This is a genomic window from Arthrobacter psychrochitiniphilus, assembly GCF_003185915.1.
In the GTDB taxonomy this organism is placed as follows: Bacteria; Actinomycetota; Actinomycetes; order Actinomycetales; family Micrococcaceae; genus Specibacter; species Specibacter psychrochitiniphilus.
In genome coordinates this window covers 23956-46761 of sequence record NZ_QHLZ01000002.1, presented here as the reverse complement: position 1 = coordinate 46761, position 22806 = coordinate 23956, and the positions used below count along the sequence as shown (strand labels likewise).

Genomic DNA, 22806 nt, shown 5'->3' with positions numbered 1-22806 from the left:
GTGGCGCTTGACCTGAAACCTGTCAAGGGCGGCGGCCAGCACCGGCTCAAAGTTGCCCTGAAAATGGCGTGGCGGGACATCCGCCGCCACAGGGGGCGTTCCGCACTGATCGTTGCGCTGATTGCGCTGCCCATCTTCGCCATGTCCTTCGCCGCAACGGCGGGCATGAGCACCATGCCCACGAATGCTGAGACTGTTACCACGCAACTGGGCCAAACCCAGGGCCGACTTGGCACCCTGGGCGCGCAGAATGCGAAGGCCATCCAGTCCATCGGCGGCGACACTGGCTACGGGGGTTGGCATGGCGGCGGGGAACCCGACCCTAACTTTGTGCCCACCGCACCCATGGACGCTGTCCCGGCCGGTTTCACCGTGCTCCCCTGGCATTCCACCACGGTCCACACCGCGGTGGGTAAGGCGCAGGTGGAAGTGAACACCACCGTGACGGACGTGCTGAACCCGGCGTTCAAGGGCAAGTACACACTGCTGGACGGCGCCGCCCCGGCCACTGCCTCCCAGGCTCTTGCCACCCGAGGCTTGCTGGAACGTTTTGATCTGGCCCTCGGCGATGAATTGACGACGTCGGCCGGCACCTTCGCCATTGTCGGCACCATCCGTCCGGAGGGCCAGGGGGACGGCGAGTCGTACCTGTTCCTCACTCCGGAACAGCTGTCAGCCGCGCTGACGCAGAACCTTGGCCCGGCCACCGCGTATTTGGTGGGGGAGCGGGCCCTGCGCTGGGATGATGCGAAGGAACTCAACGCCCAAGGTGTGGTGCTGTCCTCCCGCAGCTTGATCTTGGACCCGCCCAGCAAGGCCGAACTCGGGGCGGATGCAGAGATCCTGCAGAACGGCTGGCGCAGTTCTGCCATGGTCCAAATGTTCCTCATGGGCGGGCTCATCGGTGTGCTGGCCCTGCTGGAAGTGGGGCTGCTGGCAGGAGCCGCCTTTGCCGTAGGCGCACGCAAGCAGCAACGCGATCTCGCCCTGCTGGCAGCATCCGGAGCTGAAAGTTCCATGGTGCGCACCACCGTCACGGCCAGCGGGTTGTGGCTCGGTCTGGCCGGCGGCGTCATTGGTGCCGTGCTCGGCACCATTGCCGCCGTCATCACCGTGCTGGTGGTCCGGAACCAAGGGTTGACCATCTTCACGGGGCTGCACCTGATGTGGCTTCCCGCCCTGGGGCTGATCCTGGTGGGCGTGGTGGCAGGGCTTGTGGCTGCCATGGTGCCGGCCCGGGCGGTGGCCAAACAAGCCACGTTGTCCGCGCTGAAGTCCGGCCGCACTGCCGACGCCCCGTCTAAATGGGGTACGCGCATCGGGGGAGGGTTGCTGCTGCTTTCAGCAACTCTTATGGCCGCCTCTAGCATTGCCACGATTTTCCTGGGCGGCAATGATACCCAATACCTATGGGCGCCATGGCTGGCAGGCGCCGTGGTGGTGGGTGCTGTACTGCTCGTATTCGCACTCATTTTCATGACGGGGCGGCTCATTGAACTGTTGACCACCAGGACTTCCTGGCTGCCGTTGCCGTTGCGGTTGGCGGCCCGCGATGCTGCCCGCAACAGGGGGCGGACAGTGCCGGCCGTGGCGGCAGTCCTGGCCGCAGCAACGCTCTCGGGCGCGCTGATGGTAGGCACAGCTAGCACCATGGCTGACGCCAGCGACAAGTACACCTGGCAGGCCAACCTGAATCAGAGCGTGCTGTTGCTCAATTACGTTGACTACAACTATGTGGACGTTGGTGGCGGTGCCATGAGCAGCAATGCGGCCACGATGGTCACGGTGGACGCCGAGGATGCCAACACACTGCTCAAGGAAGCGCTGGGCGCCGGTGTCAGAACCCAGCTGTTGCGCGGAGTGCCGGACACCAGCAAGTGTGAGATCGACCAGCAAAACGAACAAATGAAAAGTCCGGGTCAGGAACTGAAACCTACCGTGGCGTGTCCGCGCTGGTTGTTGGCAGAACCAGTGGGGAATAGTTGCGAGCTAGGCAAGGACTGGAAACCAGTGAACCTGGACCACTGGCGCTGCACCGGAGCCTTGGCTGATAGTGGAAATATCAGGAACCTGCCCACCTTCGTGGTGGGTGGGGAAGCTGAACTGGCTGCGCTGCTGGGCCGTGCGCCCAGTGCGGAGGCGAGGAAAACCCTCGCCACCGGTGGCATGGTCCTCGCCAACAAGGTGTACTTGCAACCCGATGACACGGCCACGGTCATCAGCTACGACCCCTCCGACGAGGAGAACTTCCAGGGCTACGATCCAACCAGCCCGGACACGAACTACATGCGCCACCAGTGGAAGGCGCTCACCTCACACAGCATCCCGGCCGTAGTGGATGCACCGGAGAAGCCGTTACCCTACTTCGGCATCATGTCCCCGGACGCTGCAGCCGCCGCAGGGATGCCCGTGAGCGATCAGGCTCTGCTGGCCACCATCCCGGAGCCGCTGGCGCCAGCTGAACGGGACCAAGTGCAATCGGCCATGACACCCGTGCTTGATCAGAACGGCTACATGAACTTTGAGACGGGACCGGCCACCAACATGGCCATCATTTTGTGGGTCATCGTCATTGGCGGGGCGCTCATCACACTCAGTGCCGCTGGCATCACGGCAGGCTTGGCGCTCGCCGACGGCCGCAACGACCACGCCACCTTGGCCAGTGTTGGTGCGGACACCAAGCTGCGCAAGGCCATCTCCGGCTCGCAGATGCTCATGACGGCGCTGCTAGGCACCGTGTTGGGCGTGATTGCCGGGGCCATTCCCACCGTGGTGGTGCTCTCGCAACAGCGCGGCGCAGCGATTGTGGTGCCGTGGCTGCAGCTTGGCGCGCTGGCTGTGTTGGTTCCGCTCTTCGGTGCGGGTGCTGCCTGGGTGCTGACCAAGGGGAAACTGCCCCTGACACGGCGGCAGACCCTGGCCTAAATACCTTGAAAGCACCAGGCCGGGAGCCGCCCAACGCTGGTAGGGGCCTCCCGGCGTCGTACTTTAATTCCTGTACTTCAATGCCTGCGGGACGAACTATTGGATCACGCAGAAACGCGCTGTGGCGTCCGTTCACCGCAGCAGAGCCACCGTTCGTCGATAAAAGGTGGTGTTTTCCCTCACAGGAGGGTAAGGGCCGCAAGCTATTGGTAACTTATTGAAGGTTTTAGACAGACTCAAAGGAGAGCAGCATGCCAGTATCGCCAAACGCACCAGCCGATCCAGGGGATCTTTTAGTCCAAGATCCACAGCTTCCACCCGTGGCGGTGGATTTGGTCAAGGATGCGCAAGCCCACAAGTGGACACCGCTGAAGATCGCCATCTGGTCCGCGATTGCGCTGCTGGGTGGTGTGGCTTGGGTGGTTCTGGCCGTGGTGCGCGGGGAAACTGTCAACGCCATCTGGTTCGTGTTCGCCGCAGTGTCCACCTACCTGATTGCGTACCGCTTCTACTCCAAGGTCATTGAGAAGTATCTGCTGCGGCCCAATGACAAGCGGGCAACCCCGGCCGAATACAAGGCCGATGGCAAGGACTACGTTGCTACCGACCGTAACGTTCTGTTCGGCCACCACTTTGCCGCGATCGCCGGAGCAGGGCCTCTGGTGGGACCCATTCTGGCCGCCCAAATGGGCTACCTGCCGGGCACCATCTGGATCATCCTCGGCGTGGTTTTTGCCGGCGCCGTCCAGGATTATGTTGTCTTGTTCTTCTCCATGCGCCGTGGCGGACGCTCCTTGGGCCAGATGGCTCGGGAAGAGCTGGGCCTCATTGGCGGCACGGCCGCACTGATCGCCACCTTGTTGATCATGATCATCATTGTCGCGATTCTGGCATTGGTGGTTGTCAACGCCCTAGGCGAATCCCCGTGGGGCGTGTTCTCAGTCTCCATGACCATCCCGATCGCCCTGTTCATGGGTGTTTACCTGCGCTACCTGCGCCCGGGGAAAATCATGGAAGTTTCCCTCATCGGCTTCGTTTTGTTGATGGCCGCCATTATTGGCGGCGGCATGGTGGCAGCCACTGAATGGGGTGCCGAGACCTTCAGCCTGGACCGCACCACCTTGGCCTGGGCAATCATCATTTACGGTTTCATCGCTGCCATCCTGCCGGTCTGGCTGTTGCTGGCTCCTCGCGACTACCTCTCCACGTTCATGAAGATCGGCACCATTGTGATGCTGGCCGGCTCCATTGTGCTGGTCCGTCCCACCATCAACGTCCCTGCCTTTAGCGAATTTGCTTCCCGCTCCGACGGCCCGGTGTTCTCCGGCTCGCTGTTCCCGTTCCTCTTTGTCACCATCGCCTGTGGTGCGCTCTCCGGTTTCCATGCACTGATCGCCTCCGGCACCACCCCGAAGCTGATCGAGAAGGAACGCCAGGCCCGCTTCATCGGTTACGGCGGCATGCTCATGGAATCCTTCGTGGCCATCATGGCACTTGTGGCCGCACTGTCCATTGACCGCGGTATTTACTTCGCCATGAACGCCTCCGCAGGTGCCACCGGTGGCACCATTGAGGGCGCGGCAGCTTTTGTGAACTCGCTGGGCCTGACCGGTGTGAGCCTTGACCCGGCCCTGCTTGCACAAACCGCGGCCGACGTCGGTGAAGAGTCGATCGTTTCGCGCACCGGCGGTGCACCCACCTTGGCTGTGGGCTTGGCGCACATCATGCAGCAGGTGGCCGGCGGGCAGGCCATGATGAGCTTCTGGTACCACTTCGCCATCATGTTTGAGGCTTTGTTCATCCTTACCGCAGTGGACGCCGGAACCCGCGTGGCCCGCTTCATGCTGCAGGACTCCATTGGCAACTTTGCCCCGAAGTTCAAGGACAACTCGTGGCGTCCGGGTATCTGGATCACCACCGCCATCATGGTGGCAGGCTGGGGAGCCATCTTGATCATGGGCGTCTCCGACCCACTCGGCGGCATCAACACCTTGTTCCCGCTATTCGGCATCGCCAACCAGTTGCTGGCAGCCATAGCCCTGGCCGTCTGTTTGACCATTGTCGCCAAGAACACCCGCATGAAGTACCTGTGGATTATCATCGCCCCCTTGGCATTTGTGACCGTTGTGACAGTTGTGGCGTCTTACCAAAAGATCTTCTCCACTGTTCCGGGCGTAGGCTACTGGGCTCAGCACCAGGCGTACAAGGAAGCACTGGCAGCTGGCAAGACGAGCCTAGGAAATGCGAAAACTGTGGAAGCCATGGAAGCCGTGGTCCGCAACACCGCGGTCCAGGGCACGCTGTCCATCATTTTTGTGTTGCTTTCCATCATCGTGATCACCACAGCCGTCCTGATCACCGTCCGTTCCGTCCGTGCCGGTGGCGGTCCCAGCATGGAGGACCCAGCCATTGCTTCAAAGATCTTCGCACCGGCGGGCATGGTGCCCACCGCGGCAGAGAAGGCACTGCTCAAGGAGTGGTCTGAGTCCGGTAAGCAGCCGGCACGGCAGGGACACTAGGCATGGAAACCCTGCGCCGGGCGGCGGAAATGTTGGCAGCCGTGAACAAGTACTTCATGGGAGTTCTCGGGGCGGACGCCTACGAGCGCTACCTTGAGCACCACAGCGCCACCCGCTGCGAGGCCCCTGCCCTGAGCGTGAAGGAATTCTGGCGAGATAAGAACCAGCGCCAGGACACCAACCCGGAGGGCCGCTGCTGCTAAGCGCTCTGTGAGAGTGTGCCAACGTGCCGAGGGCGGGTGAAATTTCACCCGCCCTCGGCACTTTGGCACGCCCTCCACGGGTGAGGCCCTTGTGCGGCCGTGAGAGACTGGCACTATGAGTGAAAAGGCGCAGATCCCGGCCCCTGACGACGCGGCCGAAGGCACAGTTTTGGTGAACACCGCGGATGCCGGTGGCAGCCAGGGAGCAAATGGCCCTGGAGTAGACAGCCCTGCGGAGCAGGAATCCAAGGCAGCCAAGAATCAGAGCAATATAGCGGAGCTGGTGGACCAGCCAGCCAAGGTCATGCGTATTGGCACCATGGTCAAACAGCTCCTAGATGAAGTCAAGAGTGCCCCGCTTGATGACGCCGCGCGGGTCCGTCTGGCAGAAATTCACCAAGCGTCCATAGCCGAGCTGGAAGATGGCATGGCCCCGGAACTCATCGCGGAACTGCACCGGCTGAGCCTGCCTTTTACGGACAACGTCACGCCATCTGACGCTGAGCTGCGCATTGCCCAAGCACAGCTGGTTGGCTGGCTGGAAGGGGTGTTCCACGGCATTCAGACCGCGCTGGCAGCCCAAGCCATGGCGAACCAGCAAACGGCTGCCCGCCTTGCCATGCACCAGCTGCCGCCGGGTACCATGATCGCCCCCGGTGTCATTGTGGGCGAGAACGGTGAGCCCCAGCGTGCACCAGCGGGCCGTGGCATGCCGGCCAGTGCCCGGCCGGAAGGCGCCGCTTTGGGAGGCCCCGACGCAGGCGGGCCGGGGCAGTACCTCTAGCATGCTCAAAGGACTCTTTGGTGCCTCCCGCCAGGCCAAGCGCGACGACGCCGAGCTCGGCAAAGGCGTCTGGCGCCGCGACCACGACCGCTTCCGGCGCGGGCTGGACCGTTTTCACCAAATGCTTGAAGGCTTAGAAGCCGCTGGTGCTGCCGGTGCCGCTGGTGCTGAAGGAGCTGCCAAAGCCAGTGGTCCGGCCAGCGGCCCTGCGCCATCCCCGGTGTGCTCCGAGGGCACGTATCAGGCCATGGTTATGGTGGCCAACAATCTTGCGGATTTGCTGCCCATAGTCCATGGGATCGTCATGGAAGCCCAGCGCACGGCTCCCAGTGATGGCATGGAAGTCCCGCTCGGCACTGGCGGCTACCTCAATGATGTGCACCGCGAGCTCTCCCGCTCCGGAAATGCCCTAGCGGCCGCTGCCGAGGCTCTTGCTCTGGTGCGGCTGGGTGTGGGGGAGGCGTCCGGCGTGGAACTTAAGGCGGCAATTGTGGCCCGTCACGTGGAGCGGGCCGGGGAGCTGTTGCACAAGCAGGCAACGTCCTAGCCATAGCTTCGGGAATCCTACGCGCTGTCCCTGAAGAAGTTATAAAAAATGTATGAGCTGCGTCATAATTGGGGTGAAGTGAGGATAGCCTGCCCTCTGGTGGATTACGATCGAGTTATCTAAGCTATTTATTTCAACCGCCGAAAGGCTGCCCTATGAAGACTTGGCCCACCCTGACCATGCTGCGCAAATCCGCCCTCACGGCTGTTGCGGGAGCATCCATCCTCGCCCTTGCCGCCTGCGGCGGCACCACGTCGCCGGCGCAAAGCAGCGGAGCAGCCGGTGGCACGGATGATGCCATCACCGTGTACAACGCCCAGCACGAATCATTGACGCAGGCTTGGGTTGATCAGTTCACCCAGGAAACCGGCATCAAGGTCACGTTGCGTCAGGGCAGCGATCTTGAGCTCAGCAACCAGATCATCGCCGAGGGGGCCAAGTCCCCGGCTGATGTTTTCCTGACGGAGAACTCGCCCGCCATGACGCAGGTGGAAAACGCAGGGTTGTTCACTGACATCAGCAAGACCGTACAGGGTCAGGTTCCGGAGCAGTTCCGTCCCTCCACTAACAAGTGGACAGGAATTGCTGCCCGCAGCACCGTCTTTGCGTACGATAAAACAAAGCTCAGCGAGGCGCAGCTGCCCAAATCCATCATGGACTTAGCCGATCCTGCGTGGAAGGGCCGGTGGGCGGCATCGCCGTCTGGCGCTGACTTCCAGGCCATTGTCTCCGCCATGCTGGAGCTCAAGGGTGAGGACGCAACACTGTCCTGGTTGAAGTCCATGAAGGAAAACTTCAAGGCTTACAAGGGCAATAGCACCGCCATGAAGGCCGTCAATGCAGGAGAGGTTGAAGGCGCCGTCATCTACCACTACTACTGGTTTGGCGATCAGGCCAAGACCGGCGAGAACTCCAAGAACGTGGCTCTGCACTACTTCAAGAACGAAGATCCGGGCGCGTTTGTCTCCATCTCCGGTGGTGGCGTCCTCGCGTCCAGCAAGCACCAGGACAGTGCTCAGAAATTCTTGGAGTTCGTCACGGGCAAGGCCGGCCAAACGGTATTACAGACTGGCACCAGCTTCGAGTACCCGGTTGGCAGCGATGTCCCGGCCAACCCCAAGCTGATCCCGCTAGCAGATCTGCAGGCACCCAAGATCGACCCGGCGAAACTGAATTCTGCGAAGGTTAGCGATCTGATGACCCAGGCGGGTCTACTGTAGTTTCAATGGATTCTGCGCAAAGTACGACGCCGTCACCCACCTTGGGTGCCACGATCTCACCGAAGATGGCCAGGGGCCGGGGTTCACACCTGGGTCCCTGGCCCGTTGTTGTACTTTGTTTTGTGATCGCAGCATTTTCGTTACTACCGCTGGGCTTTGTTGTGGTTGCCACCGCCAACACTGGGTGGGATTCCATTGTTGCCCTAGTGTTCCGCCCACGGGTGGGCGAATTGGTAATAAACACCCTGTTGTTGGTGCTCATCACTGTGCCGCTGTGCGTTGTCATTGGTGTGGGCGGGGCCTGGTTGGTGGAACGTACCAGCCTGGCCGGACATAAGGCGTGGGCGGTGCTTCTGGCAGCGCCTTTGGCCATCCCCGCATTCGTCAATAGTTATGCCTGGGTCAGTGCCATTCCCTCGCTGGGTGGGATCTTTGGGGGTGTGCTGATCTCAGTACTGTCCTATTTCCCGTTGGTTTATATTCCTGTGGCAGCAGTGCTGAGCCGGCTTGATCCAGCGTTGGAACAGTCCGCAGCGTCTCTGGGACTTAGCCCCTGGAAAGTATTTTTCCGTGTGATCCTCCCACAGCTTCGGTTAGCCGGGGCGGGTGGGGCATTGTTGGTGTCCCTGCACTTGCTGGCCGAGTACGGCGCTTTCGCGATGATCGCCTTTGATACCTTCACCACCGCCATCTATGACCAGTTCCAATCAACCTTCAACGGTGCAGCTGCAAACATGCTTGCCAGCGTACTGGTCATATTTTGCCTCCTGCTGCTACTAGGAGAATCTAAGACGCGCGGCCGTGCCCGCTACGCGCGGGTGGGCGCAGGCGCGCAATCCACTCCGCACCGTGTGCCACTAGGGCGTTACCAAGGGCTGGGGCAATTGCTGCTGGCCGGTGTGACAGCGTTGGCTCTGGGCGTCCCCTTGTGGCATGTGGGACGGTGGCTGGTGGCTGGCGGAGCCGTTATTTGGCAGCGCCCCGATCTCCTACCAACATTGCTGCACACCCTGGGGTACGGTGCGGTGGGCGCCTTGGTAACCATTGTGTTGGCCTTTCCGCTGGCATATTTGGTGGTCCGTCATCCCGGACCAATGAGTAAGATTTTGGAGGGTGCAAACTACATTTCCAGTTCCATGCCAGGGATTGTGGTGGCGCTGGCGCTGGTGACCATTACCGTCCACAACGTGCCTGCCATTTACCAAAGTTCTCTGGTGCTTGTGGGGGCGTACGCGCTGCTGTTCATGCCGCGGGCCTTGGTGAACCTGCGGGCGGGGCTGGCCCAAGCGCCGTATGAACTCGATGAAGCCGCGCAAGCGTTGGGTAAACCGCCGCTGATCGCCTTCTTGCGGGTGACGCTACGCCTGGCAGCCCCGGCTGCCGCCGGCGGGGCCGCCCTGGTATTTCTTGGAATCGTCAATGAGCTGACAGCAACGCTGCTGTTGGCGCCCAACGGTACCCGCACTTTGGCCACCCAATTCTGGTCATTGAGTAGCGAGATCGATTACGTGGGTGCTGCCCCTTATGCCTTATTAATGATCTTGCTTTCAGCACCCATGACGTATTTACTGTTCGTGCAATCCAAGAAGGCGGCCGGTCAATGACCACCCACCCCCACGGTTTCAACACTCCGCGTCCCAATGAATCCTCCGGTGCCCGTCATGTGCGCGGCGGTCCTCCCCCGGGGACACCTGAAAGCTTGACTTTTGTTGATGCTGCCAGTGACGCTCCAGACCACTTGCAGATCACTAATCTGCGCAAGAACTTTGGCGGTGCGGAAGTCCTCAAGGGGGTCAATCTGGATGTTGCCCAGGGGCGCAGCACAGCCATTGTGGGACCTTCGGGCTCTGGCAAAACCACACTTCTTCGGCTCATTGCCGGCTTTGCCTCTCCCAGTGCGGGCCGGATAGCCTTGGGCGGGGAAGAAGTAGCCGGGCCATCCACCTGGCTTCCGGCCCATAAGCGCAGTGTTGGCTATGTGGCTCAGGATGGCGCGTTGTTCCCGCACTTGAGCGTGGGGGCAAATATAGCCTTCGGCCTGCCTTTGCGCGGCAAAGCGGCGGCGCTTCGGGTGGGGGAGTTGCTGGAGATGGTTTCCATGGACACCTCCTATGCAAAACGCCGGCCCCACCAGCTTTCCGGTGGGCAGCAACAGCGTGTCGCCTTGGCGCGTGCACTGGCCCGGCAGCCCCAGCTGATGCTCTTGGATGAGCCATTTAGTGCACTCGACGCGGGATTGCGCGTTGCTACCAGGCGCGCTGTCTCACAAACACTCAAACAGGCCGGGGTGACCACCATCCTCGTCACCCATGACCAATCAGAGGCCCTCAGTTTCGCCGATCAGGTGGCCGTGATGCGTGATGGCAAGTTGGCTCAAATTGGGAGCCCTTTTGTGGTGTACACCCGCCCCTCGGACAGGGCCACCGCAGAGTTTCTTGGCGACGCCGTCATCATTGAGGCATGGATGGAAGGTTCCTTGGCCTTGTGCTCGCTGGGAGGAATCCCAGTGCGCCGCCCACCGGTACAGGGCAAGGTTTATTTGATGTTGCGGCCCGAACAAATCCGCATTTCCAGCAATGGGCCCATCCGTGGACGCGTGGTGGACACCGATTACTTTGGCCCCGAAACCACTGTCCGAATACAGCTGGAACCTATTTTGGTGGACGCCGAACACCCTGCGGACCCCCACCAGCCTGTTGGTGGGGAGATTATCAACATCAGGCACTGGAACGCCATGCTGGCCCGTCCTGGTACCGAACTATCACTGAAAGTGGTGGGTGAGGGCGTGGTCTTTCCCTGGGACTAACGTCAGGTGTGCCGCAGCCGTGCGGTGATTTCAACATAGCCGGTGAGCGCCACCAGAAGGCCCGCCACCAGAGCAAGCACCACGGCGGCTGGCTGGGTTGCGCTAGCCGGAATTAGGCAAAGCGCAATCACCACGGTGGGGATGCTCCAGATCAGGACCGTGCGCGGAGGTTGTCCGTAGCGCAGCGAGGCGGCCGCGTTAGTGGCGTAAAAGAGAGCGATCCCGCCGCCCAAGGCGATGGTTGCGCCTAGCGGCAGCGGCTTGAACGGTTCCGGGATGGCGGTGGCAATGCCTGCGGCGAGTGAGGTCACCCCCAGAACCAGCACGAACGGCATGAACAGTGTGGTTTGCAGGATCCCGGTGAGATCGCCCCGTTCGCGCAGGTGTTCCAAGCCGCTGGACAGCGTGCCCATGCCGTATTGGAAGAAAGCCCAGCCAAGCAAGGCCACGATGATGAACCCCAAGGATGCCACGAGGCCGGTACTGGGGCTCCAATCGGTGGCTGCCTCGTTGACAATGCTAAACACCGATTCCCCCAGAACTATGATCACAAACAGGCCCAACCGTTCCCCTGCGTGCTCAATGTTGATGGCGGCCATGCTCCGGTTGGCCCCGATTCGGTTGCTGTTGGCCACCATGAGAATTTCAAGGGCTATCGAAACCGCCCAGAGGCTCACGGTGGCGGCCAGTGGCAAGAACGCTGCAATGAGCCACAGGGCCGCGGTTCCGCCGTTATAGACCCAGATCCGCCACGGCGAATCGGTGGAGAATGTGCGGTGCTGGTACAGCCACAGAATGAGTAGGACTATGCGCATGGCGGCGTTTGCCAGCGAGAAGGCCCATGCCCGCTCGCCAAAGGCTTCCGGGGCGGCTGCCGCCATAAGTGCTGCTGCGGCCATGGCAGCCAGCATGGCCACCCCAAGCACCCGGGCTGTCAGGCCGGGGAGCAGATTCACTACCGAGACAATGTTGGCCCACGCCCACCAGGCGGGGAAGAACAGCAGCACGTAGGTGCCAAATTCCGCCCAGCCGGGATCGCCGTGGATGCCGTGGGCCAGCTGTCCCACGAAGGCCACGAACACTAAATCGAAGAACAATTCCATCCAGTGAACCCGCCCGGGTTCACGCGCCGGCTGCCGGGGTGCGGTTGGGTGAGGTTGAGGTTTTCTGCTCATGGGCACATTTTATGCCCGGGGTTCCGGCCTGCTGGGTACGGGACTTTTCCCGGGCGTATCCTCATCCATCCGGGAGAAATGGTGGTTTAGGTATGTCCTTAGCGACCATTTCTCACGGATCGATTCTTACCGGCAGGCACTCGGACTCGGAGCGAAGGAATAGCGGTTGGCTCAAGCCATGGTTTACAGTCCAAACCCGGGATTTGTGGGGACACAACCAGAAAACCCCCGGATTCCTTAGAATCCGGGGGTTTTAGTGGAGCCTCCAAACAGAATCGAACTGTTGACCTTTTCATTACGAGTGAAACGCTCTACCAACTGAGCTATGGAGGCCTGTGCTGGTTTGGGCCCTTGCGGGATCAAGTACCGAACACAAGAAACTACTCTAATCGGTGCGGGCCGGATGTACAAAATCGGCGCTGCCGCCCGTCCCGCCGCCCGCCCCGCCGCCCGCTCTTCAGCCCGCGCCGGTGCCGGGCGGCAAAAGTTAGCAGCGCGTTCCCGCGTTCGGTACCTTGCCGTCCACAAAGTAGTCATCTACTACGGACGTCAGGCAGGCGTTGGCACGGCCGTAGGCGGTGTGGCCTTGGCCTTTCCACGTCACCAAGACCCCGGAATCCAGCTGCTTGGCCAACGCTTCTGCCCAGGTATAGGGAGTAGCAGGATCGCCCGTTGTGCCGACCACCAAGATGGGTCCGGCCCCTGCGGCGGTGATCGGCGCGGGCGCACCCGTGGCCGGGAAGGGCCAGTATTTGCAACTCATTCCCGAATAGCTCAGCAAGTCCCCAAAGGTGGGGGCGGCCTTCTTCAAAAGCTCTGCCTGTTCACGCATGTGTGTCAGATCCGAGTTCATGGGGTAGTCAAGGCAGTTGATCGCGGTGAAGGCGGCGGCGGTGTTGGAATTGTACTTGCCATCGGAGTCTCTATCCGCAGAGAAGTCCGCCAGCATGAGCATGCCCGAGGCGTCCCCGGCAAAGGCTTGTTTCAAGGCGCCCGTCAAAGGTGCCCACAAATCGGTTGAGTACATGCCGAAGGCGATGGCCCCGGTGAATTCGGTTCCGGTCACAACGCGGCCCTCCGGGGTTTGTTGGGGTGTGGCGGTGTAGACGTCGTTGAGCTCCCGAATTTGGGCCATTGCCTCATCCACAGTCCCGGATACGGGGCACTCGTTGCTGCTCAGGCATTCCGCGGCCCAGGCCCGCAGGGCGTTTTCAAAGCCAACAGCCTGGCCCATCGAGACCTGATCAATGTTTAGTGAGGGGTCCATGGCGCCGTCTAGTGAGAGCCGCCCTACTCGAGAAGGAAACAACCCGGCGTAGGTGGCGCCCAATTTGGTGCCGTAGGAGAAACCCATGTAGTTCAGCTTTGTATCTCCCACCACGGCACGGAGGATATCCATGTCACGGGCGGAGCTGACGGTGTCCAGGTAGGGCAGGCTCGGCCCGGAGTTTTGCTGGCACAGCTTGCTCTGCCGTTTCGCCTCCGCCTCCACCGCGGCGATTCCGGCCGGGGAGTTGGTGTTGAACTCCTCCTGCCGCGCCGAGTCCATCTGAGCATCGTTTAGGCACTTGACCGGAGCCGAACGTTGTACCCCGCGCGGGTCAAAACCCACCACGTCATAGGCGCCGCGCAGTTTGGCGGAAAAATAGGAACTGGCGCCGTTCTTGACCATGTCCACACCGGATCCCCCCGGCCCGCCAGGGTTGATCAGCATGGCGCCTTGGCGCTTCCCGGAGGCGGGAAGGCGAATCACCGATAAGTTGATGGCCTCCTTCTTCGGGGCCGCATAATTCATCGGAACGCTCACCTCGGCACACTGGAACCCCCCGCTGCACGAGGTCCAGGTCACCGTTTGGCCGTAAAAGGTCAACAGGTCCGCAGGCACCTCGCCCACTGTTGACGGATCCGCGGAGCTGACCGAGGGTTGTTCTGGCGCCAGTACGGAGCACGAGCTCAAGAGCAGCCCAAGAAGAGCCGCAGCGGCGGTGAGGGACAGGCGGAGGCGGGGTCGCCGTCGTTGGTTTCCGGCAGGCATATGGGAGTCCTTCACGTTTTAGAGCAGGCTTACTGCCATGGCTTCAAGAGCCAGCAGCGGGGCAACATTGGTGGTGGTGAGCCGGTGGCGCACGGCATTGATGGCATCCATACGGGCAAGGGTGGCTTCCGCACGGGAGTTTTGGGCAAAGGCGAACAGGTCTCCCCTGAGACCTTCATTGACGAGTTCAACGCCTTGGGCCAGCGCGCCGTTCCCGCCGCGGGCGGCTAGCTGCAGAACCAGCACATCCCGGTAGAAAGAGAGCAGATCTGTCAGCGCCCGGTCCAAATGATCCGTCACCGAGCGCTTGGCGCGCCGCTTCTGGTCCTCTTCCAAGGCACGCACCTGGGCGCGCAAAGGAGGTGGCAGCGTCCCAGTCTCGGGGGCGCCGAGGTTGCGCAACAGCGTGGCTTTTTCGCCGGCGTCGCGCTCTTCATTGGAGGAAGAGGCTTCTTCCTGGGCCAGCGCCAGCAGAGAAGCGGCCGCCATGACAGCCGTGGTGACGTCACGCAGATTCAGCGGCAGCCGGACCGTGGCATCGCGACGTTCACGGGCACCGGGATCTCTGGCGAGGCGCCGAGCAATCCCAATGTGGCTTTGCGCGGCGCGGGCGGAGATCAACGCAAGCGCAGGATCAATACCGTCGCGGCGCACCAGCAGCGCGGCCACATCCTCAACGGGGGGCAGGCGCAAGGTCAGGGTGCGGCAGCGGGACCGGATCGTCACAAGGACATCGGCCGGGCTCGGAGCGCACAGGATCCAGATGGTCCGCGGAGGCGGTTCCTCGATGGCCTTCAGCAAGACGTTCGTGGTGCGTTCGGCCATGCGGTCGGCGTCACCAACAATCATGACCCGCCACCGTGCGGAGGAGGGGCTGTCATAGGCCTTGCGGACCAGCGAGCGGGCTTCCTCAATGGTGATCGTGGTTTTCTCGGTGGCGATGAAGGTGACGTCCGCGTTGGTTCCGGCCATGGTGGTGTGGCAGGCCTTGCACACACCGCAGCCGCGGGCGTTGAGTTCGGACTGCTCACAGACCAAGGCGGCGGCAAAGGCCAGCGCCGCATTTGAGCGCCCTGAGCCCGGCGGGCCCGTCAAAAGCCACGCGTGCGTGGGGCTGCCAGACTGGGCGGCACGGCGCAGCTGCGAGACCACACTGTCCTGGCCCTGCAGATCAACCCAGACGCTCATGCCCGGGACCGTTTGTGCAACAGATCTTGTACATGCCGGGCCACAGATGCGGCAAGCTCATCCACGCTGCCACCGGCGGGAAGCACCACATAACGCTCGGGGCTGGCCGCGGCTAAGTCAAGAAAGGCGGTACGGATGGCGGCGTGGAAATGATCCGGTTCTGATTCCATCCGGTCTTCAGTAGCGTCACCGGCCGTGCGCCGTTCCCGCCCGGCAGTCGGGGAGACATCCAGCAGGACGGTCAGATCCGGCCACAGACCACCGGTAGCCCAATCGTTGAGATCCTTGATGGCTGCCGTGCCGAGTCCGCGCCCGGAACCTTGGTAAGCGATCGAGGAATCCGCATACCTGTCGCTAAGTACTATCTCTCCACGGGCCACAGCTGGAATGATGACTTGAGCCGCGTGCGCTGCCCGGGCTGCTGCGAAGATCAATGCCTCGGTCCGGGCATCGATTTCACCTTGGCCGTGATCCAGGACTAGGGAACGCAGCTTTTCGCCCACCGGGGTGCCGCCTGGCTCACGGGTGCGCAAAACTGTGTGTCCGGCGTGGGAGAGGGTCTTGGCTAACAATGCAGCCTGAGTGGATTTTCCAGCACCGTCGCCGCCCTCAAAAGCAATGAATAAGCCCGGCATCGGGGCAGCAGAATCAGTCACCCCACCAGCCTACCGGCCCAAGCTGAATGATTCCTTGCGGCACCGGAAGCTTATCCACAAGGACAGCGGCTCCAGCCGCCACGCCAGGGCGGTGGCCCGCCACCCGCCTGCTCGGTGCCAGCCGCCACGCCCACCACGCCAGGTGGCCCGCCCGGCTAATGTCACAATGTGCGCGAGCGTGACGCAGGCGGTCTAGTGTGGAAAGTATGACGCACCAGCCTGCCAGCCATCCCGAACACCTACGCCCCGACACCCTTGTTGTGGCGGCAGGGCGCCCCCCACGCGTTCACGACGCCCCCGTCAATCCGCCGATCATGCTCTCCTCTACCTATGTGGGAACCGGGACCGTTGTCGATGGCGATCGGGCGTACGGACGCTATTCCAACCCCACCTGGGATCCGTTGGAGGAGGCACTGTCCCAGCTAGAAGGTGCCACGCTGCCGGCCCTCATTTTCGGTTCCGGTCTGGCTGCGGCTTCTGCCGCGCTTTCGCTGATCCCCACAGGCGGCACTCTCGTTATGCCCATCCACTCCTACCAGGGTGCGCTGGTCATGGCGCAGGAACAGGCTGCGAAGGGCTTGTTTACGTTGCGTACCGTGGACATCGCCAACAATGATGAGGTCATCGCGGCGTTGACGGGGGCGGGGGAGAAGGCAGCTGACATGCTGTGGCTGGAGAGCCCCACCAACCCCATGCTGGAGGTGGCTGATATGGAGTTGCTATGCCGTTCGGCCCAGGCGGTGGGGGCCATCATTGTCACCGATAACACCTTCTCCACTCCGCTGGTGCAAAAGCCTCTCGAGCTGGGCTCTGACATTGTTCTGCATTCAGTGACGAAGTACTTGGCCGGCCATTCTGATGTCATCCTCGGCGCCCTTGCCACCTCCCGCCCGGATCTGCGCGAGGCTCTGCTGCATCACCGTTCCATCCATGGAGCCATCGCCGGACCTTTTGAGGCGTGGTTGGCGCTGCGGGGCCTGCGGACTCTGGCGCTGCGGGTGGAACGTTCCCAGGCCAGCGCCCTTGAGCTGGCCCGCCGTCTGGACACGCATAGCGGCGTTGAGAAGGTTTTGTTCCCAGGCCTGGAGTCGGACCCGGGTCATGTCAGGGCCAAAGCACAAATGAGTGGTTTTGGTTCTGTTTTGTGCATTCAAGTGGCTGGGGGAGCAGAGGCCGCAACCGCCGTTGTGGAGGCGCTGGACTTGTGGACTCCCGCCACCTCGCTGGGCGGAGTTGAATCGCTCATTGAAAGGCGCCGGCGCCACGCCAATGAGCCGGATACTGTTCCCCAGAATCTCTTGCGCTTAAGCGTTGGTATTGAGAATGTGGAAGACCTCTGGGCCGATCTAGATCAGGCGCTGGACCAGCTCTCACAGCCAATATCCGGTGCGGGACTGTAAGCTGAGTCTGTGGTAAACATTATGCACTTTCTAGAGTTCCTCATCCTGGTGGCACTGGGACTGCTGGCCTTCGGCGTTCAAGTGTGGGCACTTGCCGATTGCTTGCGCACCCCGCCCAGTGACTTCGAACGCGTGTACAAGCGGACTAAGACGTTTTGGGCTGCCCTGACAGGCGGCGCTAGTTTCTTTGGGTTCCTGTACATCATTGGCCCCATCATGACCTTGACGGTGCCGCCGCTTGGCATGATGTTGCTGCTGACCTTGGGCGGCGCTACCGCTGCAGGGGTCTACTTGGCAGACGTGCGCCCGGCCCTCGTTGAGGTTCGCGCACGCAAGCGCGGCGGCCAAAACCGCGGCTCTTCCTGGTAATTGTTGTCCCTGTTAACCGTTGCCCTCAGGTACGTGCCCTTTAGCTAACCGCTGCCCTAGGCACCTGCCCGCTTTGGCAGGTGCCTGCGTAACCCTTAGCTGGGCTCAACCCTTGGCTATGCTCCACTGAACTTAGTTGGGATCCACTGCGGACCAGGCCACGGTCAGTTCACCCAAGCGCCACCGTGAGGGTGAACGCACCACTGGCCAGCCGTCGTCGTACATTTTTTGGCACATAGCCAGCCAACGCTGCCGGTTGCCAAAGGGCGCCAGCGCTGAGCCGGCCAGCCAATGCTTGTCCAGAGCCTGAAGGAATGTGTGGATCCGCTCGCCGGGCATGTTGTGGTGGATGAGGGCCTTGGGCAGGCGTTCGGCAACGTCGGACGGCAGTTCAAAACCACCAAAACGCAGCGAAATGGTGAGCGAGAGTGGGCCCGTGCTATCGAGTGCCACCCAGGTACTGCGCCTGCCAATCTCATCGCAGGTGCCATCCACAAAGATTCCCTGTGGGGCCAAGCGTGAGCAGACGGTGTCCCAGATCAGCCGGACATCCGCCTCATCATATTGACGCAGGACATTGAACGCCCGCACCATGGTGGCCTTGCCGGAGACCGGGATTTCAAAGCCGCCTACCCGGAAATCCAGGCCATCGTGCTCGAGTTTCTTCGCGATGCGAACGCGTTCTGGCTCAATTTCGATCCCCGTCACATGGGCCGCTGGGCACACGGCATGAATGCGCGAATACAGTTCAACAGCCGTTGCAGGGGAGCCGCCATATCCCAGATCAACCACAAGAGGGTTGCTTTCGCATTTCAGCCGCCAGGCTTGGGGACCTGCCAGCCAGCGGTCAACACGGCGCAGCCGGTTCGGATTTGTGGTGCCACGGGTCGCATTGCCAAAGGGCTTGTTGCGTTGGCGAACTACACGGTTTGAGGGGTCGGCTGAAGAGTTTCCCACTCGCTGCGCACGTTGAACCACTTAAGAATTTTATTTTGTGCACAGCGGTGGAACCGCCGTTTTTGACCTTTTCGCCCTGTGTTGCCAGTCACAATCACGTGCCTGTTGCCGGCGCTCTCTTCGATACCCCAGTTTTTGGGTGGGTTCAACCAGTGCTTCAAAGGGGTGCTGGCGGATAGAGCAGAGATGGCGAGCAACAGCCCAAAGTGCAAATCTGCGTAGTAATTCTGGCCCAACGAATACGCCCGGTAAGATGAAAGTATGACTTATACGTTGATTTTGCTTCGCCATGGCCACAGTGAGTGGAACGCCAAGAACCTGTTCACCGGCTGGGTGGATGTTGATTTGAATGATCAGGGCCGCACCGAGGCCGTACGCGGTGGTGAGATGCTGGTGGAGAAGAACCTTCTGCCGGATATTGTCTACACCTCGCGACTCAAGCGTGCCATCAACACCACGAATCTGGCCCTGGAAGCGGCCGATCGCGGCTGGATTGACGTCAAGCGTGACTGGCGTCTGAACGAACGTCACTACGGTGCGCTCCAGGGTAAGGATAAGGCCCAGACATTGGCCGAGTTTGGCGAAGAGCAGTTTATGGAATGGCGCCGCAGCTACGACACCGCGCCGCCTGCCTTGTCCGATGACAGTGAATTCTCCCAGGCTCACGATCCCCGATACGCGGATTTGGGTGAGGCCCTGCCGCGCACCGAGTGCCTCAAGGACGTCCTGATCCGTCTGCTGCCCTACTGGGAATCGGATATCAAGGAAGATCTCAAGGCCGGCAAGACTGTTCTGGTTACGGCCCACGGCAACTCGCTGCGCGCCTTGGTCAAGCACCTGGACGGCATCTCAGATGACGCCATCGCCTCGCTGAACATCCCCACGGGAATCCCGCTCGTCTACGAACTGGATGAGAACTTCGCCCCCATCACCCCCGGCGGCACGTACCTGGACCCCGAAGCCGCAGCTGCTGCTATCCAGGCTGTAGCGAACCAGGGCAAGAAGTAACACCTCTTAAACGCACGCGACTTTAATGCACCAGGGCGGGGCGGTACCTTTCACACGAAAGGTGCCGCCCCGCAGCCGTTCCCTACACACTCTCCACGCCCGGCCCTAGGGCGCGTGCCCCCATAAAAAATGCGCCCGCCTCCCACTAATGCGACCTGTAGACCGGGCGCATTAGTGGGAGGCGGGCGCGTAAGTTGCAGCGCGGCCGGAATTTAGAGGGCCAAGAACTCCTCGGGCTGCCATTCGCCCGTCACCAGGTAGGAGACTTTGCGGGCCACTGACACTCCGTGATCGCCAAAACGTTCAAAATACCTGCTGGCCAGCGTGACATCGACAGTGGTGGCGGCGGTTTCCTGCCATTCAGGAGCGGCCATGGTGGCGAATACGGTTTTATGCAGCTTGTTGATCTGGGACTTAGCCGCAGAGATCTCGGCCACCAGTTCAAGATCCCGGCTCTCCAAGAGCTCCGTGACCTTCCCCGCAATGAAGATGTCCAGACGGGCCAACTCGGCAAAAGTTTCCGTTAGAGATGCCGGGATCACTGGGTTAGGGAAGCGTAGCCGCGTCAATTGGGCAATGTGCCGGGCCAGATCGCCCATGCGTTCCAAAGATGCGCTCATACGCAGGGAGCCCACAATCATACGGAGGTCACTGGCCACGGGGCCCTGCAAAGCAAGAACGTCAATGGCTCGTTCGTCGAGATCGTTTTGCAGAAAATCGATCCGGGCATCGGCGGCAATGACTTCTTGCGCGCTGGGAAGATCGGCCGCAGCGAAAGAGGCCGTTGCCTTCGCGATAGCTTCGAGAACTAGATCAGAGATCTCAATCAGGCCCTCACCTATTTGGTGGAGCTCGGCCTGGAATACTTTGCGCACAGATGCTTCCTTTCACGGGTAGCCCACAACGGGCCTGTCCTGCCCTCCAATATGTCACCTGCATATGAACGGCTGGGCACCTGAAGGTGAACGTTAGCTGAACGCACGGTTTAGGGGAGCCGGTTGGTGAAAATCCGTGTCATCAGCACATAGGCTTGAGCTGTGGATCCCTTGCTGGTAGGAGTGGTGGCCGGGCTTATTGGCTTGGCCCTGGGTGTGTTTGGCATGCTCGCATTTAGTCTGAGCGAACGTTCACGCCAACGCACTGTAGACATTGGTGAACCCCTGTTGCCAGACGGTTCCGCCGAGGTTCTTTCCGTGGTGGGGAAGGCCTACATTGTCATTGACACGGTCGACGGCGTTGTCCGCGCCAGCCCGGGTGCGTACGCCTTCGGCCTGGTCCGCGGCCATACGGTGGTCCATCACGAACTCATTGAACTTGCCCACCGGGTACGTCGCGATGGTGTTATTGAAGAACGTGACCTTATTTTGCCACGCGTCGTCCTGCCTGGCGGAGCGGCTGCGCCAACGCCGCCCACCGAAGTCCCACCGACCACAGCAACCCACGCCACAGCGCCACCCGCTGACCTGTTCCCGGCGACTTCGGGTCAGGGCACCTTGGTGATCCAGGTGCGCGTTGCCCCTCTGGGTGAGGAGTACATCTTGCTGTTGGCGGATGACCGCACCGAGATTGCCCGAACGGAAGCCGTGCGCAACGATTTCGTGGCCAACGTTTCACACGAGCTGAAAACACCCGTGGGGGCCATCTCGCTTCTGGCTGAGGCGCTTGAATCGGCGCCGGAAGATCAAGCAACTGTCCGCCGCTTCGCCTCACGCATGATGACAGAATCTGCGCGGCTGGCCGCCCTGGTCCAGGACATCATCGAACTCTCGCGCGTGCAGGGCAAAGATGTGGTGCGGGTGGGCACCGAGGTGGATATCAACGGGGTTATTGCCGAGGCCGTGGACAGGACAAGGCTCCCAGCGCAGAGCCGGAACATCACCATCGCCGTGGGGCCCGGCCAGCCGGCGCAGGTCTATGGCGACCGCTCCCAGCTCGTGACCGCTCTGCGCAATCTGATTGATAATGCTGTGCGGTATTCCCCGGAAAATACGCAGGTCGGGATCGGGCTTTCGGTGACGGATGAGGTGGTCTCCGTCAGCATTTCCGATCAAGGTGACGGACTCAGCCCCACCGAGCAGGACCGCATTTTTGAGCGGTTTTACCGGGTTGACACTGCGCGTTCGCGCCATACTGGCGGTACTGGGCTGGGCCTGAGCATAGTCAAACACATCATCAGCAACCATGGTGGCGAGGTGACAGTGTGGTCGGCCCCGAAGCTGGGCTCCACGTTCACCGTGCGCCTGCCCCAACTTTCCAACCAAACGTCCGACGGCGGAACGCACCACCGCGCCGAGCGGCACCCAGGCTTGACCTAAAGGAGCGCACCGAGCGTGAGCAGAATATTGATCGTTGAAGACGAAGATTCCATTAGCGACCCGTTGTCATTCTTGTTGTCCAAGGAAGGCTATGAAGTTTCGGTAGCGGATAACGGGCTGGACGCCTTGGTGGAGTTTGAACGCAGCGGCGCCGATTTGGTTCTGTTGGATCTGCAATTACCGGGCATGAGTGGAACCGAGGTTTGCAAGCATTTGCACCAGCGTTCAAGCGTCCCCATTATCATGCTGACGGCTAAGGATTCAGAGATTGACAAGGTGGTTGGCCTGGAGTTGGGGGCCGATGACTATGTCACCAAGCCCTACTCCTCCCGTGAACTGATTGCCCGGATTCGGGCGGTTCTGCGCCGTCAGGCCGAGCCGGAGGAGCTCATGGACTCCGCGGTCCAGGCAGGTCCGGTACGCATGGATGTGGACCGGCATGTTGTGAGTGTGCGTGGGGAATCGGTGAGTTTTCCGTTGAAAGAATTTGAACTGTTGGAAATGCTCCTGCGCAACGCAGGGAAGGTGCTTACCCGAGGCCAGCTGATCGATCGCGTGTGGGGATCGGACTATGTTGGTGACACCAAGACTCTTGACGTGCATGTGAAGAGGCTGCGCAGCAAAATTGAAACGGATCCAGCCGTGCCCCTGCACCTAGTGACGGTGCGTGGGCTGGGTTACAAATTCGAACCCTAAAGC

At 61.2% G+C, this 22806-nt stretch carries 19 protein-coding genes and 1 tRNA gene; 13 read left to right on the top strand and 7 right to left on the bottom strand.

Annotated features, from left to right (window positions below; translation table 11 throughout):
• From CVS29_RS03585 to CVS29_RS03550, 8 genes are all read left to right on the top strand, one after another.
• Entirely contained in the window at window positions 1-2925 is a 2925-nt protein-coding gene (locus CVS29_RS03585; protein ID WP_110104991.1) for an FtsX-like permease family protein, read from the top strand.
• A 251-nt stretch (window positions 2926-3176) separates the two neighbouring features.
• Entirely contained in the window at window positions 3177-5444 is a 2268-nt protein-coding gene (locus tag CVS29_RS03580; protein WP_110104990.1) for a carbon starvation CstA family protein, read from the top strand.
• A 2-nt stretch (window positions 5445-5446) separates the two neighbouring features.
• Window positions 5447-5647: a YbdD/YjiX family protein gene (locus CVS29_RS03575; protein ID WP_110104989.1), complete on the top strand. Its 201-nt coding sequence runs from the start codon at window positions 5447-5449 to the stop codon at window positions 5645-5647.
• 115 nt (window positions 5648-5762) lie between these two features.
• Entirely contained in the window at window positions 5763-6431 is a 669-nt protein-coding gene (locus CVS29_RS03570) for a bacterial proteasome activator family protein (RefSeq protein WP_110104988.1), read from the top strand.
• A gap of 1 nt (window position 6432) precedes the next feature.
• Window positions 6433-6978: a hypothetical protein gene (locus CVS29_RS03565; RefSeq protein ID WP_110104987.1), complete on the top strand. Its 546-nt coding sequence runs from the start codon at window positions 6433-6435 to the stop codon at window positions 6976-6978.
• 155 nt (window positions 6979-7133) lie between these two features.
• The gene (locus tag CVS29_RS03560) at window positions 7134-8198 is read left to right on the top strand and encodes an iron ABC transporter substrate-binding protein (RefSeq protein WP_245932052.1); all 1065 of its coding nucleotides are present in this window, start codon (window positions 7134-7136) and stop codon (window positions 8196-8198) included.
• A gap of 5 nt (window positions 8199-8203) precedes the next feature.
• A complete protein-coding gene (locus CVS29_RS03555) occupies window positions 8204-9802 on the top strand; it encodes an ABC transporter permease (RefSeq protein WP_373366669.1) in 1599 nt (532 codons plus the stop codon).
• Complete coding sequence (locus CVS29_RS03550; protein ID WP_110104986.1) at window positions 9799-11004, top strand: ABC transporter ATP-binding protein; 1206 nt, start codon at window positions 9799-9801, stop codon at window positions 11002-11004. Before CVS29_RS03555 ends, CVS29_RS03550 begins: the two co-directional genes overlap by 4 nt.
• A gap of 2 nt (window positions 11005-11006) precedes the next feature.
• Here the strand turns inward: CVS29_RS03550 and CVS29_RS03545 are convergent, their stop codons facing one another.
• The 5 genes from CVS29_RS03545 to tmk all read right to left on the bottom strand — a co-directional run bounded on the left by CVS29_RS03545 (window position 11007) and on the right by tmk (window position 16037).
• Window positions 11007-12179 carry a low temperature requirement protein A gene (locus CVS29_RS03545; protein ID WP_110104985.1) on the bottom strand — a complete coding sequence of 391 codons (1173 nt, stop codon included), beginning with the start codon at window positions 12177-12179 and terminating at the stop codon, window positions 11007-11009.
• Between the two features lie 257 nt (window positions 12180-12436).
• Window positions 12437-12512, bottom strand: a tRNA-Thr gene (locus tag CVS29_RS03540).
• A 154-nt stretch (window positions 12513-12666) separates the two neighbouring features.
• Window positions 12667-14214: an alpha/beta hydrolase gene (locus CVS29_RS03535; RefSeq protein WP_110104984.1), complete on the bottom strand. Its 1548-nt coding sequence runs from the start codon at window positions 14212-14214 to the stop codon at window positions 12667-12669.
• 18 nt (window positions 14215-14232) lie between these two features.
• Window positions 14233-15402 carry a DNA polymerase III subunit delta' gene (locus CVS29_RS03530; protein ID WP_110104983.1) on the bottom strand — a complete coding sequence of 390 codons (1170 nt, stop codon included), beginning with the start codon at window positions 15400-15402 and terminating at the stop codon, window positions 14233-14235.
• Window positions 15399-16037, bottom strand: a complete 639-nt coding sequence (gene tmk / locus CVS29_RS03525) for a dTMP kinase (protein WP_110105317.1) — start codon at window positions 16035-16037, stop codon at window positions 15399-15401. The genes CVS29_RS03530 and tmk overlap by 4 nt, the downstream gene beginning before the upstream one ends.
• 227 nt (window positions 16038-16264) lie before the next feature.
• Between tmk and CVS29_RS03520 the strand changes: the two genes are divergently transcribed.
• Entirely contained in the window at window positions 16265-17458 is a 1194-nt protein-coding gene (locus tag CVS29_RS03520; protein ID WP_110104982.1) for a trans-sulfuration enzyme family protein, read from the top strand.
• Between the two features lie 9 nt (window positions 17459-17467).
• The gene (locus CVS29_RS03515) at window positions 17468-17827 is read left to right on the top strand and encodes a DUF2516 family protein (protein WP_245932051.1); all 360 of its coding nucleotides are present in this window, start codon (window positions 17468-17470) and stop codon (window positions 17825-17827) included.
• A 132-nt stretch (window positions 17828-17959) separates the two neighbouring features.
• Here CVS29_RS03515 and CVS29_RS03510 read toward each other — a convergent pair whose 3' ends face one another.
• The gene (locus CVS29_RS03510) at window positions 17960-18805 is read right to left on the bottom strand and encodes a class I SAM-dependent methyltransferase (RefSeq protein ID WP_110104980.1); all 846 of its coding nucleotides are present in this window, start codon (window positions 18803-18805) and stop codon (window positions 17960-17962) included.
• A 240-nt stretch (window positions 18806-19045) separates the two neighbouring features.
• Here CVS29_RS03510 and CVS29_RS03505 point away from each other — a divergent pair, with 240 nt between their 5' ends.
• Complete coding sequence (locus tag CVS29_RS03505; RefSeq protein WP_110104979.1) at window positions 19046-19792, top strand: phosphoglyceromutase; 747 nt, start codon at window positions 19046-19048, stop codon at window positions 19790-19792.
• A gap of 212 nt (window positions 19793-20004) precedes the next feature.
• Here CVS29_RS03505 and phoU read toward each other — a convergent pair whose 3' ends face one another.
• A complete protein-coding gene (gene phoU / locus CVS29_RS03500) occupies window positions 20005-20667 on the bottom strand; it encodes a phosphate signaling complex protein PhoU (RefSeq protein WP_110104978.1) in 663 nt (220 codons plus the stop codon).
• A 162-nt stretch (window positions 20668-20829) separates the two neighbouring features.
• Between phoU and CVS29_RS03495 the strand changes: the two genes are divergently transcribed.
• Window positions 20830-22107: a sensor histidine kinase gene (locus CVS29_RS03495; protein WP_110104977.1), complete on the top strand. Its 1278-nt coding sequence runs from the start codon at window positions 20830-20832 to the stop codon at window positions 22105-22107.
• 15 nt (window positions 22108-22122) lie between these two features.
• Window positions 22123-22803, top strand: a complete 681-nt coding sequence (locus tag CVS29_RS03490; RefSeq protein WP_110104976.1) for a response regulator transcription factor — start codon at window positions 22123-22125, stop codon at window positions 22801-22803.
• The last annotated feature ends 3 nt before the right edge of the window (window positions 22804-22806 follow it).

What these genes read in the sequence shown, in the direction of transcription:
- CVS29_RS03580 (WP_110104990.1), top strand. Translation starts at nt 3,177, where the DNA reads ATGCCAGTATCGCCAAACGCACCAGCCGATCCAGGGGATCTTTTAGTC.
- CVS29_RS03575 (WP_110104989.1), top strand. Translation starts at nt 5,447, where the DNA reads ATGGAAACCCTGCGCCGGGCGGCGGAAATGTTGGCAGCCGTGAACAAG.
- CVS29_RS03570 (WP_110104988.1), top strand. Translation starts at nt 5,763, where the DNA reads ATGAGTGAAAAGGCGCAGATCCCGGCCCCTGACGACGCGGCCGAAGGC.
- CVS29_RS03565 (WP_110104987.1), top strand. Translation starts at nt 6,433, where the DNA reads ATGCTCAAAGGACTCTTTGGTGCCTCCCGCCAGGCCAAGCGCGACGAC.
- CVS29_RS03560 (WP_245932052.1), top strand. Translation starts at nt 7,134, where the DNA reads ATGAAGACTTGGCCCACCCTGACCATGCTGCGCAAATCCGCCCTCACG.
- CVS29_RS03555 (WP_373366669.1), top strand. Translation starts at nt 8,204, where the DNA reads ATGGATTCTGCGCAAAGTACGACGCCGTCACCCACCTTGGGTGCCACG.
- CVS29_RS03550 (WP_110104986.1), top strand. Translation starts at nt 9,799, where the DNA reads ATGACCACCCACCCCCACGGTTTCAACACTCCGCGTCCCAATGAATCC.
- CVS29_RS03545 (WP_110104985.1), bottom strand. Translation starts at nt 12,179, where the DNA reads ATGAGCAGAAAACCTCAACCTCACCCAACCGCACCCCGGCAGCCGGCG.
- CVS29_RS03535 (WP_110104984.1), bottom strand. Translation starts at nt 14,214, where the DNA reads ATGCCTGCCGGAAACCAACGACGGCGACCCCGCCTCCGCCTGTCCCTC.
- CVS29_RS03530 (WP_110104983.1), bottom strand. Translation starts at nt 15,402, where the DNA reads ATGAGCGTCTGGGTTGATCTGCAGGGCCAGGACAGTGTGGTCTCGCAG.
- tmk (WP_110105317.1), bottom strand. Translation starts at nt 16,037, where the DNA reads ATGCCGGGCTTATTCATTGCTTTTGAGGGCGGCGACGGTGCTGGAAAA.
- CVS29_RS03520 (WP_110104982.1), top strand. Translation starts at nt 16,265, where the DNA reads ATGACGCACCAGCCTGCCAGCCATCCCGAACACCTACGCCCCGACACC.
- CVS29_RS03505 (WP_110104979.1), top strand. Translation starts at nt 19,046, where the DNA reads ATGACTTATACGTTGATTTTGCTTCGCCATGGCCACAGTGAGTGGAAC.